2 protein-coding genes are annotated in these 15,057 nt (G+C 63.0%); one reads left to right on the forward strand and one right to left on the reverse strand.

Features of this window, described 5'->3' with window-relative positions; translation table 11 throughout:
- Positions 1–46 precede the first annotated feature (46 nt).
- Positions 47–14,209, forward strand: coding sequence for a non-ribosomal peptide synthetase (locus tag C7T36_RS22525; protein WP_239654727.1), 14,163 nt, complete (start codon positions 47–49; stop codon positions 14,207–14,209).
- 4 nt (positions 14,210–14,213) lie between these two features.
- Here the strand turns inward: C7T36_RS22525 and C7T36_RS22530 are convergent, their stop codons facing one another.
- The gene (locus C7T36_RS22530) at positions 14,214–15,041 is read right to left on the reverse strand and encodes a Ku protein (protein WP_045067708.1); all 828 of its coding nucleotides are present in this window, start codon (positions 15,039–15,041) and stop codon (positions 14,214–14,216) included.
- Between the last annotated feature and the right edge of the window lie 16 nt (positions 15,042–15,057).

Raw genomic sequence — 15,057 nt, forward strand, 5'->3', positions numbered from 1 at the left:
TCGTTCAAGGGAGATCCGTGTGGAAGGTAGCCCCAATCGAGGAAGAATGTCCGACACTTTCCCGCTGTCCCCTTCACAACTTTCCTTACTTGTCGCGCAACAGCTGAGGCCCGAAATTCCGGTCACCATTGCGCAGTACGTCGATGTGGACGGACCGTTGGACATTGCCGTACTGACCGCGGCGAGTAAGCAAACCGGACGTGAGATCGGATCGGGGTATCTCCGATTGGTCGAGGTGGACGGCACGCCACGGCAATGGCTCGACGTGAACCTGGATGACCGGCTGGACGTGGTGGACCTGCGCGGAGAGTCGGATCCTGAAGCGGCAGCCCAGGATTGGATGCACCGCGAACACACCACCCCCATGGATCCCTTCGTCGATCGTCTGGTGCGGATGGCAGTTCTCGTGCTTGCGGAGGACCGTTACTACTGGTACAGCCGCATTCATCACGTGGCTCTCGACGGGTTCGGCGCGATGTCGATGATGAATCGCACAGCCGAGATCTACACCGCATCCGTTCGGAACGAACCGGTTCCCGACCAGGAAACAGCGTCGCTCCCCGCTCTGGTCCAGTCCGAATCCGACTACCTGGGTTCGACGCGATGGAACCGCGATCGGGAGTACTGGAACACGAAGATGGCTGATCAGCCGTCCGGGACGTCACTTGCACGCAATACGGCGCCAGCGCAGTCGTGGGCCCGGATCCGATCTGCAACTGTGCCTGCGGCGCTGCGAAACACCATCGCAATCGTCGCGGACGCTCATGACGTCACAACCGCGTCAGTAGTGATCGGAGCCTTGGCCGCGTTCCTGGCCCGCACGATCGGCACCAGAGATGTGGTCTTGAGTCTGCCCGTGTCCGGACGCACGACAAAGGCTGCCAGACGGTCCGGCGGAATGATGTCGAACGTTGTACCGCTGCGGGCGACGGTCGACCCGAACTACTGCGTCGGTGACGTGCTCCGCGAGGTGAAACTGGAACTCACCGGCGCGTTGCGTCATCAGAAGTATCGGCACGAGGATCTGCGACGAGATCTCAACGCGGGTACTGGGGCCATGGCCGATGGTCGAGGATTTCACGGACCACTGATCAATCTGATGCTCTTTCATTCCGGCATTACTCTTGGCGCCGCCGCCGGTGAACTCCGGGTGATCTCGACGGGCCCGGTGGAGGATCTGTCGGTCAACGTCTACCAGCCGTCCACCACCGACATCCAGATCGATTTTGCGGCCAACCCGGATCTTTATACCGACGAGACCCTCACCGCCCACCATTGTGGGTTCCTCGATTTCCTCGAATTGTTCTGCGCCGCTGGTCCTGATACCCGATTGTCGGATATAGATTTTCACGGGGCGCGGAGCTGGGTCGACAATGTTCGCCATTCGCAAAATATCGAATACTGGGCGCGGAAACTTTCGACACCTGCAGAAGAACTGGGGCTGCCGGTGTCGGCGGACGGGATTCGATCTCAGGCGCCCGTCGCGATCGAATCCGATGTGTTCCGGTGTCTCGAGTCGATGGCCGCAGCGACGGATACGAGTGTGTTCGTGCTGCTGCAGTCCGCGATGGTTGGCCTGCTACGACGCCACGGCTCGGCCGAAGAAGTGTCAATCGGGGTATCGGTGCGTGGATACGGTTCGCCGAGTCCCGACGATTTTGTATCGATGTTCGCCAATCAATTGGTCCTGAGAACCGAAGCGTCGACCTCCGCGACGCTCGCGGAATTGGTCGAGATCGTGGATGGCGTCGCTGTCGAAGCATTCGATCGTGCGGACACCCTTCTGACATCGGTCACCGCAGCCCTCGGGGACGGTCGCACAGTGGAGCGCGGACCTTTGTTCCGGGCGATGCTGTGTTTCGATGAAGCACTCGACGCGCACCCAAGGTTTCCCGGGCTGATAGTAGGGGTGCCCATCGGGTCCGACATCGCCACCGACCCGGACCTTGTTGTCTCGCTGACGGTCCCGGCTGGCAGTGACGGCAGCGGCGACCGGACTGTCACCGGGGTTGTGGACTGGCTCGGTTCGAAGCGAGCTGCCGAGGATCTCGCAGACCGCTTCAACCGAATCCTGACCGCGCTGGTGACGACACCTCGCTTGGCTTTGGGGGCTGTTGCGCTACTGCGAGCCGACGAGCGAGGTGCGCTCGTACGGCCGGTGCGGCCGCCAACTCCGGTTCGTACACTGACCGACGTCCTTGCCGGTCAAGTGCGGAACCTGCCACACGCTGTTGCGGTGGTGTGCGGCACCGAGCGGATGTCGTATCGAGTGCTGGACGAGCGATCGAACCGGCTGGCACGCAAGCTGATCCAGGAGGGTGTGCGGCCCGAATCACTGGTCGGCATCATGCTGACGAAATCGCTCGACATGATCGTCGCCGTAGTAGCCGTGTTGAAGGCCGGCGGTGCTTATCTCCCACTCGATCGTGCGCACCCGGCTGATCGGGTGAGTTTTGTGATCGACGACGCGAAGCCGGTGTGCATCATTTCCGACGCCGAGATTTCTGGCGCGGTGGTGGTCGGGGTCGAATCCGCCGAATTCTCCGCCGACACTCTCGGCGACCTCTCGGGTTTTCACAGCGCCGACAACCTGGCCTACGTCATCTACACGTCGGGCTCGACCGGGAGGCCGAAAGGCGTCCCCGTAACTCATGCAGCGGTGATGCGACTGTTCGAGAACACAAGTCGTGATTTCGGGTTCGACCACACCGATGTGTGGACGATGTTCCACTCGTTTGCCTTCGACTTCTCGGTGTGGGAATTGTGGGGAGCGCTGCTGAACGGCGGAACGCTGGTACTTGTCGACCACGACCTTTCGCGTGATCCCGATGCCTTCCGTGCCCTTGTCGCCGAAGAAGGCGTCACCGTGCTGAATCAGACACCGTCGGCGTTCTACCAGTACATCGAGGCGGACACGCGTGCAGTGTCTCCGACTGCGCTCCGGTACGTGATCTTCGGCGGTGAAGCACTGGACCTGCGTCGCCTCGGGCGCTGGTACGACAATCACAGCGACTCGGCACCGACTCTTGTCAACATGTACGGGATCACCGAAACGACGGTGCACGTCACTCGTCTCGAACTGGGCAGTACACACGCACGCTCAGCGGCCGGCAGCCAGATCGGTGACGCCATCGACGGGCTTCGGGTCTACCTGCTCGACGACCACCTCTCACCCGTCCCAGTGGGTGTTGCGGGGGAGATCTACGTTGCCGGCGGCCAGCTCGCTCGCGGTTACCTCGGGCGTCCGGACCTGACGGCCTGCAGGTTTGTCGCCGACCCGTTCAACGCCGGCGGAGGGCGGCTGTACCGATCCGGAGACCGGGCTCACTGGGTTGAACCCGGCCGGCTCGAGTATCTCGGTCGCGATGACGCTCAAGTCAAAATTCGTGGTTTCCGGATAGAACTCGGTGAGATCGACGCCGTAATCCTCGCTGCGCCTGGAGTAAACGACGCCGTGACGGTGGTGGCACCCACACCGGCCGGTGATGTTCTGGTCACGTATGTGACCACAGCCGACGCCGTCGACGACCAGGCGTTGCGAATGCATGCTGCTGGAATGCTCCCGACGTACATGGTTCCCGACGCGTTCATGGTGATCGACGCAATTCCTTTGACCACCAACGGAAAACTTGACCGACGCAGCCTGCCGTCACCGATCCTGGGTTCCCAGGCTGCGTTCCGGTCACCGACTACTGCGACCGAAATTGCGGTTGCCGCTGTTCTTGCCGACATTGTTGGCAGTGGCCCACTCGGGCTCGACGACAACTTCTTCCATCTCGGCGGAAACTCATTGGCCGCGACGACGGTGGTTGCCCGGGTGGCCGAGGCAACGGGCGTGCGAATGCCCTTGCGGGCGTTGTTCGACCACCCGACTGTTTCCGGAATTGCCGCGAGCGTAGAACACGCAACTCAGACGCCGGACAGCGGTGCCCTGCGGGTTGAACCACGTCCGCAGACGCTACCGCTCGCGCCCGCACAACAGCGACTGTGGTTCCTGGGGCGAGTGGCGCCGGAGTCCGGTGCGTACAACATTCCGTTTGCGATATCGCTGCGGGGCAACGTCGACACTGCAGCGCTGCAGCAAGCCCTGATCGATGTCGTCACTCGGCACGAATCGCTGCGCACCGTGTTCCCTCAACGCGCCGACCAGGCAGTTCAGGAGATTCTTGATCCCGGTGACAGTTTCGAGGCGCTGGAATCCATCGGCGTCGAACGGCGCTTGCTCGACGACCGGATCTTCGAATTTGCTTCGGCCGGTTTTGATCTGGTGCGTGAATCTTCGGTGCGGTTCCTGCTGATCCAGGTTGCCGATACCGACGAATATGTCCTGGTGGTTGTCCTGCATCACATGGTGGCGGACGGTTGGTCACTTGCTCCGCTGGCCGCCGATCTCACCGGCGCCTACGCCGCTCGGGTCACCGGCCACGCTCCGATGTGGGAACCGCTAACCGTCCAGTACGCCGACTACGCCCTGTGGCATCGTCAGCACCTTGGCGAAGTCGCCGACCCGAATTCGCTTGCATCCGAACAGATTGCGTTCTGGACTCGCCAACTCGCAGACGCACCCGAACAACTTGATCTGCCGATCGATCGTCCTCGCCCGATCGCGCCGTCGCTGCGCGGTTCGCACGTGGACTTCAGGATTGATGCGCCCGTCCATCAGAAACTGACGGCTCTGGCCGCAGACCACGGCGCCACGCCGTTCATCGCTCTGCATGCGTGCTTTGCTCTGCTACTGGCCAAGTACAGCGGTACGGACGACATCGTCGTCGGAACGCCGGTCGCTGGTCGAGGGGACAGGTCTCTGGATCCGATCGTCGGCATGTTCGTCAACACACTCGCTCTGCGGACGGTCATCGATCGCGGCATGACATTTCACGCGTACCTCGAACTGGTCAGAAGTATCGACCTCGACGCTTTCGAGAACGCAGACGTGCCATTCGACGTTGTGGTGGACGCACTGGAAATCGATCGTTCCTCGTCGCACAACCCGGTGTTCCAGGTGGCAATCACCTCGCGGATCGCGACGACCCACACGGGAGAAATCGCCGGGATCTCGATGGCGGCTCGTGCGGTCGATACCGGCCTGACCAAGTTCGATCTCGAATTGACGATCGCCGAACGACACGAAGCCGAGATCGAGGGGATTGCGCGACCAGACGGAATCGATGCCACCCTCACCTATTCCACCGACCTGTTCGACGCGTCGACCATCGAAGCGATGGCCGAGAACTTCATGACGCTCGTGAAGTCCGCCGTTACCGACCCGGCAACTCGGGTCGGTGATCTTCACACGCTCAGTGACAGTGAAAGCGCCGCCGTACTGCCACGACGCGGTCAGGCAGGGTTGCCCGATGCGACGCTAGCGCAGATTATCGGCGGCACGGCAGAGGCATATCCCGACCGGATTGCCGTCGACGACGGTGAGCGCGCACTGTCGTACCGCGAGCTTGACAGTGAATCCAATCGGATCGCTCGATACCTCATGGACCTGGGCGTGTGCGGCGAAGTGCCGGTAGCGCTGGCAGTTGCGCGGTCGGTCGACTCGGTTCTTGCAGTGTGGGCAGTCGCCAAATCCGGTGGAGTCTTCGTTCCCGTCGACCCGCGGTACCCGGAAGATCGCGTGGCGCACATGCTCGAGGATTCCGGAGCGCGGATCGGCATCAGATCAGTCGACGCTGCCGCAGGTGGCAGCGTTGCCGCGTGGATCGACTTTCGCGACCCGGACATCGCGGCGGAGGTCGCGGCGTATCCGGACTCTCCGATCGGCCATGACGAGCACTCCACATCGACCACACCAGCGTCTGCTGCGTACATCATCTACACGTCCGGATCGACCGGTGTGCCGAAAGGCACCGTCGTGACGCACTCCGGCCTGGCCAATCTTGCGCGGGAACAGCAGGATCGATATCGGATCACCGAGAATTCCCGGACCCTACATTTTGCGTCACCGAGCTTCGACGGTGCCGTACTCGAACTTCTGCTCGCGGGGTCCACCGGCGCGACGATGGTGATCGCGCCGGCCGACATCTACGGCGGCGAGGCGCTTGGGAAGTTCCTTCGAACGAGCGCGGTGACCCATGCCTTCGTCACACCCGCAGCACTCGCGACGGTAGATCCCGCCGGTATCTCCGACCTTGAATGTGTTGTTGTCGGCGGCGACGTCTGCACACCGGAACTCGTCGAGAGTTGGGGCCGGGGACGCCGGCTGCACAACGGGTACGGGCCCACCGAAACCACGGTGATGGTGGCGATCAGCGACCAGATCGAACCCGGTGAGTCGATCACCATCGGCGGACCCATCCGCGGTGTCGACGCCGTTGTCCTGGACTCGCGGCTGCAACCGGTGCCGGTCGGCGGCGTCGGCGAGCTGTACATCGGTGGACCGGGGCTGGCTCGCGGCTACCATCGACGTGCCGGATTGACATCGGATCGTTTTGTCGCACATCCGTATTCGACCGACGGTGCACGGATGTACCGAACCGGGGACCTCGTTCGTTGGACCAAGGACCTCACACTTCGCTACGTGGGGCGCAGCGACCATCAACTCAAGATCCGCGGATTCCGCATCGAACTCGGTGAGATCGACGCCGCGTTGATGGAATCTCCGCTTGTACAGTTCGCAACAACAATCGCCGTCGAATCCTCCGTGGGGACCGCACTGGCGTCGTACGTGCTGTTCAGTGACGAGCACCGCGACGGCGAGAACCGCGACACCGAAGCTCTGTTCGGGTTGCTCGGGGAAACCTTGCCCCGCTATATGATTCCGTCGTCCATCACCGCCATCGACGCCATACCGCTGACGCCGGTAGGAAAGCTGGACCGCCGGGCGCTACCCACGCCGCTCGCGCGTGAAATCCTCGGTACCGGGCGCGCGCCGGAGCCGGGTCTGGAGCAGGCAGTAGCGGATGTCTTTGCAGCGCTTCTGGATGTGACCGCCGTGCGAGCAAGCGACAGTTTCTTCGATCTCGGTGGCAACTCGCTGATCGCTACGCAGGTCACCGCACGATTGACCGCCGTGACGGGTATCGCGGTAGAGGTGCGGTCGATCTTCGAGAACCCCACCGTCGAAGGTCTGGCACTGCGTCTCGCTTCGTGCGTCGCAGCCTCGGACGATCGCCCGGCTCTCACGGCCGTTGTCCGCCCTGATCGCGTGCCGCTTTCGGCCGCGCAACAGCGACTGTGGTTCGTCAACCGGTTCGATCCGGCTTCGCCGGCTTACAACATTCCGTTCTCGATTCGGATTACCGGAAACGTGTCGGTCGACGCCCTCGAAGCGGCATTGTCCGATGTCATCGCACGTCACGAAGCACTGAGAACCGTCTATGTCGATGACGCTGACGGTCCCGTTCAGATCATTCGCGCGCGGGCCGACGTGAATTTTGCGGTGGAGCAGTGCACCGGTAATGCCGACACCACGGTAGACGAGTTCACAGGTCGAGGTTTCGACCTGAGTGCGGACCTTCCGCTACGGGCGCTGCTGGTACGCGAAGGCCCGGACGTGCATCGTCTGGTGGTGGTTATCCACCACATTGCCTTCGACGGTTGGTCGTTGACCCCGTTTGCTGCGGAATTCGTTGCTGCGTATTCGGCTCGCGCAGTGGGGGACTCACCGGTATTTATGCCGCTGGACGTGCAGTACGCCGATTACGCGCTGTGGCAGCACACCGTTCTCGGTGATGCACACGATCCGGAAAGCGTGGTTTCTCGTGAGCTGAAATTCTGGACGGCGGCAATGGCCGGCGCGCCGGACGAATTGCGCCTACCCAAGGATCGTCCACGAGGATCCGAGTCCACCACCGCGGTCGGTTCCGTCCCGGTCATCCTCGACTGCGATGCAGGCAGGCGCATCGGCGTTCTGGCCCGTGACACCGGAACAACGCAGTTCATGGTCCTGCACGCGATGTTTGCACTTGTTCTTGCACGCCTCGGCGCGACCGACGACGTGGTGATCGGAACACCGGTAGCCGGCCGTGGACGCCCCGAACTCGATGCGCTGATCGGAATGTTCGTCAACTCCTTGCCGCTGCGCACAGCGGTTGATCACCGGGCGCCGTTCACGGACCTGCTCGACGCCGTACGCGAGAGCGACCTCGCCGCATTCGAACACGCCGATCTGCCCTTCGACGTGCTGGTGGACGCACTCGATCTCGACCGGTCGACGCCGCGTCATCCGGTGTTCCAGGTCATGCTGTCGTACCATCAGAATCTTGTGTCTCCGCAGGTGAGTGTGCATGGCGTCCATCTTCACGCGGAGCCACTCGAACCTGCGACAGCGAAATTCGATCTCGAACTGACGCTCGTGGCGGGTGATTCCGACAACCCGGAGATCACCGGCTCCCTGCGTTTCGCGCACGCCTTGTTCGACGAGGAGACAGCAGCTCGGATTGCCGCACGGTTCGAGTCGGTAGCGCGGGCCGTAATCGCCGATCCGAGTACCACGATCGCCGATATCGAACTGCTCACCGCCGACGAGCGGGCGTCACTGATGCCGGTTCGCGGGCCGGCTTGGGTCGGATCGCGCACCTTGGCGGACATCTTCACCCAGACGGCAACGGAGGCCGGACATTCGGTTGCGCTCCGATCGGGAAATGTGACCATCCGCTACCGCGAACTCTATTCCCGTGCGTCAGCGGTCGCGCATCGGTTGACCACGGAGGGAATCGGCGCCGAAGACATTGTGGCGATTGCGATTCCGCGTTCCGTCAACTCGATAGTTTCGCTGTGGGCCGTGGCATTGACCGGGGCGGCCTTTGTTCCCGTCGATCCGCGATATCCGGCGGATCGAATCCTGCACATGCTCACCGATTCCGGGGCTTCACGCGGATTGACGACAACATCTGTGCTCGAGTCGCTTCCACGATCCGTGCCGTGGTTGACAATGGATGAGATTGTCGCTGATTCGCGCGAACTGGTGGTTCCAGCAGCACCTATCCGAGCCGACAACCTTGCATACATCATCTACACGTCGGGCTCGACTGGTAAACCCAAGGGCGTCAGCGTCACTCACCGCGGACTGAGTGCGCTAGCCGCAGAACAAACGCAGCGATACAGCATCTCCGCTTCCTCGCGGACCCTTCATTTTTCGTCACCGAGCTTCGACGCTTCTATCCTCGAACTACTGCTTGCCATAGATGCCGGCGCCACGATGGTGATTGCCTCACCCGATGTGTACGGCGGTGAAGATCTGGCCGAGCTCATCGCCCGTGAAGGCGTCACGCACGCCTTCATCACCCCGGCAGCGCTTGCCTCGGTCGATCCGACCGGGCTCGATGTACTTCAATCCATCGTTGTCGGCGGCGAGGCATGCCCGCCCGAACTGGTGCAGCGATGGGCGCCGGGCCGTCGGTTGTTCAACGGCTACGGCCCCACTGAAACCACGGTCATGGTGTGCATCAGCGACGCGTTGGCAGTGGGGGAGCCAGTCACCATCGGCGGACCGGTCCGCGGGGTGTCGGCTGTCGTTCTCGACGGATCCGGAAACCCGGTTCCGGTCGGTGTGACGGGTGAGCTCTACATCGCCGGTCTCGGACTGGCCCGCGGATACCACGATCAGCCTGCGCTGACCGCATCGCGATTTGTGGCGGCGCCATTCGGTCCCAGTGGAACTCGTATGTACCGGACCGGTGACCTGGTGCGGTGGACTGCCGGCGGAACCATCGACTACGTCGGGCGGTCCGATCATCAGGTGAAAGTTCGTGGGTTCCGCATCGAACTCGGCGAAATCGATTCGGTTCTCAGCAGCCATCCCGGCGTCGAATTTGCCGTCACGGTGGGTGTGGACGGCCCGGCCGGCGAGACGATATTGGCGTCGTACGTGGTGCTGTCGACGGAAACAGTTGCGGTGGAAGAGCTTCTGAGCCATGCGCGCCGTTCCCTGCCGGCATTCATGGTGCCATCGGCGATCACTCCGATCGGCCACGTTCCACTCACCCCCGTCGGAAAGCTGGACCGCGCCGCACTACCGGCCCCGGTGCTTGGCACGATCGAGCGAACGGTGGCGCCCCTGGTCACGGCAACCGAACTGGTGGTCGCCGACGCGTTCGGAGAACTGCTCGGTACCGAGGACATCGGCGCCCTGGACAATTTCTTCGACCTCGGCGGCAACTCACTGCTCGCGACCAGGCTGGTTGCGCGTCTCGGCGAATCACTGGGCCGCCACGTTCCGGTCCGCATGCTGTTCGAACACCCAGACATCCGAGACCTCGCAGCTGCGCTGGATTCAACGGCTTCGGTCCTGGCGCTGCCGCCGATCACTGTCAGCAAGCGCCCCGAACGAATTCCACTGTCGTACGCGCAATCACGCATCTGGTTCCTCAACCAACTCGATCCGGCCTCACCCGCGTACAACGTTCCGGCGGCAATCTCACTCGACGGCAGCCTCGACGTGCCGGCTCTCGAAGCTGCGGTGCTCGATGTGATCGAGCGTCACGAGATCTTGCGAACGGTGTTCCCCGACTCGGATACCGGGCCGCATCAGGTGGTGCAGAGCAACGTCACCGCGGTGGAATTCGAGACGGAAGGCGCCCGTGGGGCGGTGTCGATTGCCGCCGAATTTGCTTCTCGCGGCTTCGACGTCACCTCCGAAGCACCCATCCGCGCACTACTGATGGAGACCGCACCGGATCGCCACACTCTTGTCATCGTCGTGCACCACATCGCCGCTGACGGATGGTCCGTCGCGCCCTTGATGAGGGACGTGCTCACCGCCTACATTGCGCGATGCTCCGGGCATGCTCCGCACTTCACACCCCTCGACGTGCACTACGCCGACTTCGCCCTGTGGCAACGCCAGGCTCTCGGCGGCGCGGACGACCCCGATAGTGTGCTCGGCGCGCAGGCGTCGTACTGGCGGGAAACCTTGCGCGGGGCACCCGAGTTGATCGATCTCCCCGTTGATCGGCCGCGCCCGCTCACTCAATCGCTGGCTGGTGCGCACGTCACCGTCGCGCTGCCGTCGCACATTCGCACCGCAGTGGAAGCCCTTGCCGGATCTAACGCAGCGACACCCTTCATGGTGTTGCACGCGGCGTACGCCGTGCTGCTGTCTCGCGTGAGTCGCAGCAGCGACGTCGTGATCGGCTCGCCGGTCGCCGGACGTGGCCACCGAGTTCTCGACGATCTGGTCGGAATGTTCGTCAACACCGTCGGACTGCGCACGATTGTCGATCCCGCTGCGACCTTCGTCGACGTACTACGCACTGTTCGCGCCGTTGACCTGGATGCATTTGCCCACACGGACATTCCTTTCGAACAGGTTGTGGAGGTTGTTGCGCCGACGCGTACAACCGACCGCCATCCGTTGTTCCAGACGATGTTCTCCTTCCACGCCGCTCATCAGGTGGCGTGGAAACTGCCCGGACTGAGCGTCCGCGCGGAGGAGATCACGCCCGACGTCGCGAAGTTCGATCTGCAATTCACGGTCGTGGAACAGACAGACGCAGAGGGCGCCGGGTACACCGCGTCCCTGACCTATGCAACGGATCTGCTCGACGCAGATACCGCTGCGTCGTTTGCAACGATGTTGGAGACGCTTGTCGCCGAGGTGACTGCCGATCCGACCGTCGTAGTCGGCGACGTGGACCTCCTCGGACCGAATGAGTCCAGTGCTGTGCGCGGTGACGTAGCAGGCGACCCCGCGACGTTGCCGCAGCTTCTCGCCCGAGCTGCGTCCGATCCGTTGGCTTTGGCATTGATCGATGCGGCGGGATCCGACGCTCTGACGTACGGCGAACTCGATCGCCGATCCGACGCTCTGTGCCGCGTGTTGGCAGCGAGTGGCGCTGCCCCGGAAACGATTGTCGCGATTGCACTTCCGCGGTCCGTCGACTACGTGATCGCAGTGTGGGCTGTAGCCAAGACCGGCGCGGCGTTCCTGCCGGTAGATCCGGCGTATCCGGCCGAACGCATCGAACACATGCTTCGCGACAGCGCGGCCGTTCTCGGACTGACAGCCGGCAGTTATGTCGCCGACCTGCCGGACACATCGCGGTGGGTCACACTCGAGTCGCTCGAACTTACCGACGGCGGCGCAGACGTGAGTCCGGTGTCGGTCGAGCTCGATCACCCGGCCTACCTGATCTACACGTCCGGTTCCACCGGAAAACCGAAGGGCGTGTTGGTCACCCACGCGGGACTGTCAGCTTTTGCGGAGGAACAACGCGAGCGATTCGGCGTGAGCGCTGATTCCCGCACCCTGAGTTTTGCGTCTCCCAGCTTCGACGCGTCGATTCTCGAACTGCTGCTTGCCGTCGGCGCAGGCGCAACCATGGTGATTGCACCCTCGACGGTGTACGGCGGCGCCGAACTGCGAGATGTGATGCAGCGCTGCGCCGTCACGCACGCGTTTGTCACCCCCGCGGCCCTGGCGACGGTTGATCCCAGCGGACTCGATCAGCTCGACGTAGTGATCGTCGGCGGCGATACGTGCTCAGCCGAGCTCGTATCCCAGTGGGCCCCACGGCGACGGATGTTCAACGCCTACGGTCCGACCGAGGCCACGGTCGCGGTCACGATCAGCGACGAGTTGAGCGTCGGGGATCCGGTGTCGATCGGTGGCCCGATCCGGGGCGTCGCCGCGCGTGTTCTCGATTCGCGCCTCCACTCGGTACCCGGGCGACTCGTCGGGGAGTTGTACGTCAACGGGGCCGGACTTGCGCGGGGGTATCTCGGTAGTCCCGCGTTGACGGCAACACGGTTTGTTGCCGACCCGCACGGCCAGGCAGGTGCGCGGATGTACCGCACCGGCGATCTGGTGCGCAGCGACCGCGACGGTTCGTTGAACTACCTCGGACGCGGCGACCACCAGGTCAAGGTGCGTGGGTTCCGTATCGAGCTGGGAGAAATCGACACGGTCGTGGCGTCGGAACCGTCGGTCCGTGCAGCCGTCGCGGCCGTCGTGGGGGCCGGCAGCGATTCCAGGATCGTGGCGTACGTCGTCCCTGCCGTCGGCGGAAGTATCGATTCGGCAATGTTGCGCCGCCATGCCGCTCGCTTGTTGCCGACGCATATGGTGCCGTCCGCCTTCGTGACGATCGACTCGATCCCGACGTCGCCGGCAGGCAAGGTCGATCGCTCAGCGCTCCCGACCCCCACGTGGGACGACGACGGCGGCCGCAGGCCGGAGGGTTCCGCGGAGATCGCACTGTGCGCGGCATTCGCCGACGTACTCGAACTCGACGTCGACATGGTCCACGCAGATTCGAGCTTCTTCGATCTCGGCGGAAACTCGCTGATGGCAACACGTCTGGTAGCTGCGATCGAGGTGAGGACCGGGAGCGCAGTTCCCGTTGGGTGGTTGTTCTCGGATCCGACGCCGGAGGCGCTGGCCCGCAAGCTTGCCGACGCCGACTCGTCCGAGCCGGATGCATCAGCACTGTCGGTTCTGCTGCCTATCCGAACCTCAGGGGAAGCCGAACCGCTGTTCTGCGTCCATCCCGCGATCGGCTTGGCCTGGTGCTACGGCGGGTTGGCTCAGTACGTCGATCCAGCCCGACCGTTGTACGGCCTGCAGTCGCCGATCCTCACGGACCCGGAATTCCGGGCAGAGATGATCGAAGATTTTGCGGCGCGATATGTCGCGGAGATCCGCCGAGTCCAGCCGCACGGTCCATATCACCTACTCGGATGGTCGATCGGGGGACTGATCGCGCACGCTGCTGCCGTGCAGCTGCAGGCATTGGGGGAGAGCGTTGCCGAACTGGTCCTGTTGGACAGTTTCGTGCTCGAGGATCCGTCAATGGACGGAGCGCAACCCACACTCGCGGAATTGGTCGCGGGGCTGGGGATAGCGGTCCCTGATGCGGTGGAGTTGACTCCCGCGGCTGCGGAAGTGTTACTCCGTCGCAGTATCGGGGATCATCCGTTGGCCTCCAGCAACACGATCGAGCGACTGTACGACGAGTACTGCGCCGGGGCGCACCTTGCACATCGGTATCGCCCCGGCAGATTCGTCGGTGATCTGCTGTTCTTCTCGGCACACACGGACACCGTCGACCCACTGCGCACTGCGTCGGCGTGGCGACCGTTCATAACCGGCGTGATCGTGGACCGTCCGGTCCCCACCTCACACGCGGACATGTTTACCGACGTCGGGCTGGCGGCGATCGGGCCCGCGGTGAAACTGGCCGTTGCGTCGGGTGGTGATCGAAGCACCGACGTCGACGCTGAACTCGATGCCTTGATCGACGAACAGGACATTCGGCGGTAGGTGCTCAGGCGCGCTTGCGGGTCTTGGTCTTCGACGCGTTGGATTTTGCCTCGTCGACGCTTCGTTGCAGTGCTGCCACCAGATCGACGACGTCGGCGTCCTCGCCGCCTTGTTCGACCTCGGCTGCGGGGATGACCTTCTTGCCGCCGCTCTCGATCATGTTCTCGAGCAGTTCGCGAAGCTGAAGCTGATAGTCGTCGGTGAATTCGGTCGGGTCGAAATCGCCCGCCATGCTGTCTACCAGTGTCTGCGCCATCTTGAGTTCCTTCGGCTTCGGCTTCTCTGCGCCGTCGAGCGAGGGGAACTCGGCAGCGCGAACCTCGTCCGGCCACAGCAGGGTCTGAATTACCAGGACGCCGTCCCTGGCGCGCAACGCCGCCAGACGCGTTTTCTGCCGGAGTGTGAAGTGGACAAGCGCAGTGCGATCGCTCTCCGTGAGCACCGTCGAGAGAAGGACGTATGCCTTCGGTGACGCGGAGTCCGGTTCGAGGAAATAACTCTTCTCGAAAAGGATGGGGTCGATCTGCTCGTTCGCGACAAACTCGAGCACCGGAATTTCATGCTTTTCCGCAGCCGGCAGCTTCGTGAAATCCTCGTCGGTCAGGACAACACGCGTCCCGTCTTCGGCGTCGTATGCCTTGTCGATATCGGCAAATTGCACCGTGTTTCCGCACTCCGAGCACACGCGGTTGTACTTGATCCGGCCGCCGTCCTTGGCGTGGACCTGGTGGAACTTGATGTCGTGATCTTCTGTTGCGGAGTACACCTTGACCGGAACATTGACCAGACCGAACGCTATCGAGCCTTTCCAAATCGATCGCATGGTTCCCATGATGGTCGCTGCAACG

This window comes from Rhodococcus sp. AD45-ID, assembly GCF_003023755.1.
GTDB classification, from domain to species: Bacteria; Actinomycetota; Actinomycetes; order Mycobacteriales; family Mycobacteriaceae; genus Rhodococcus_F; species Rhodococcus_F globerula.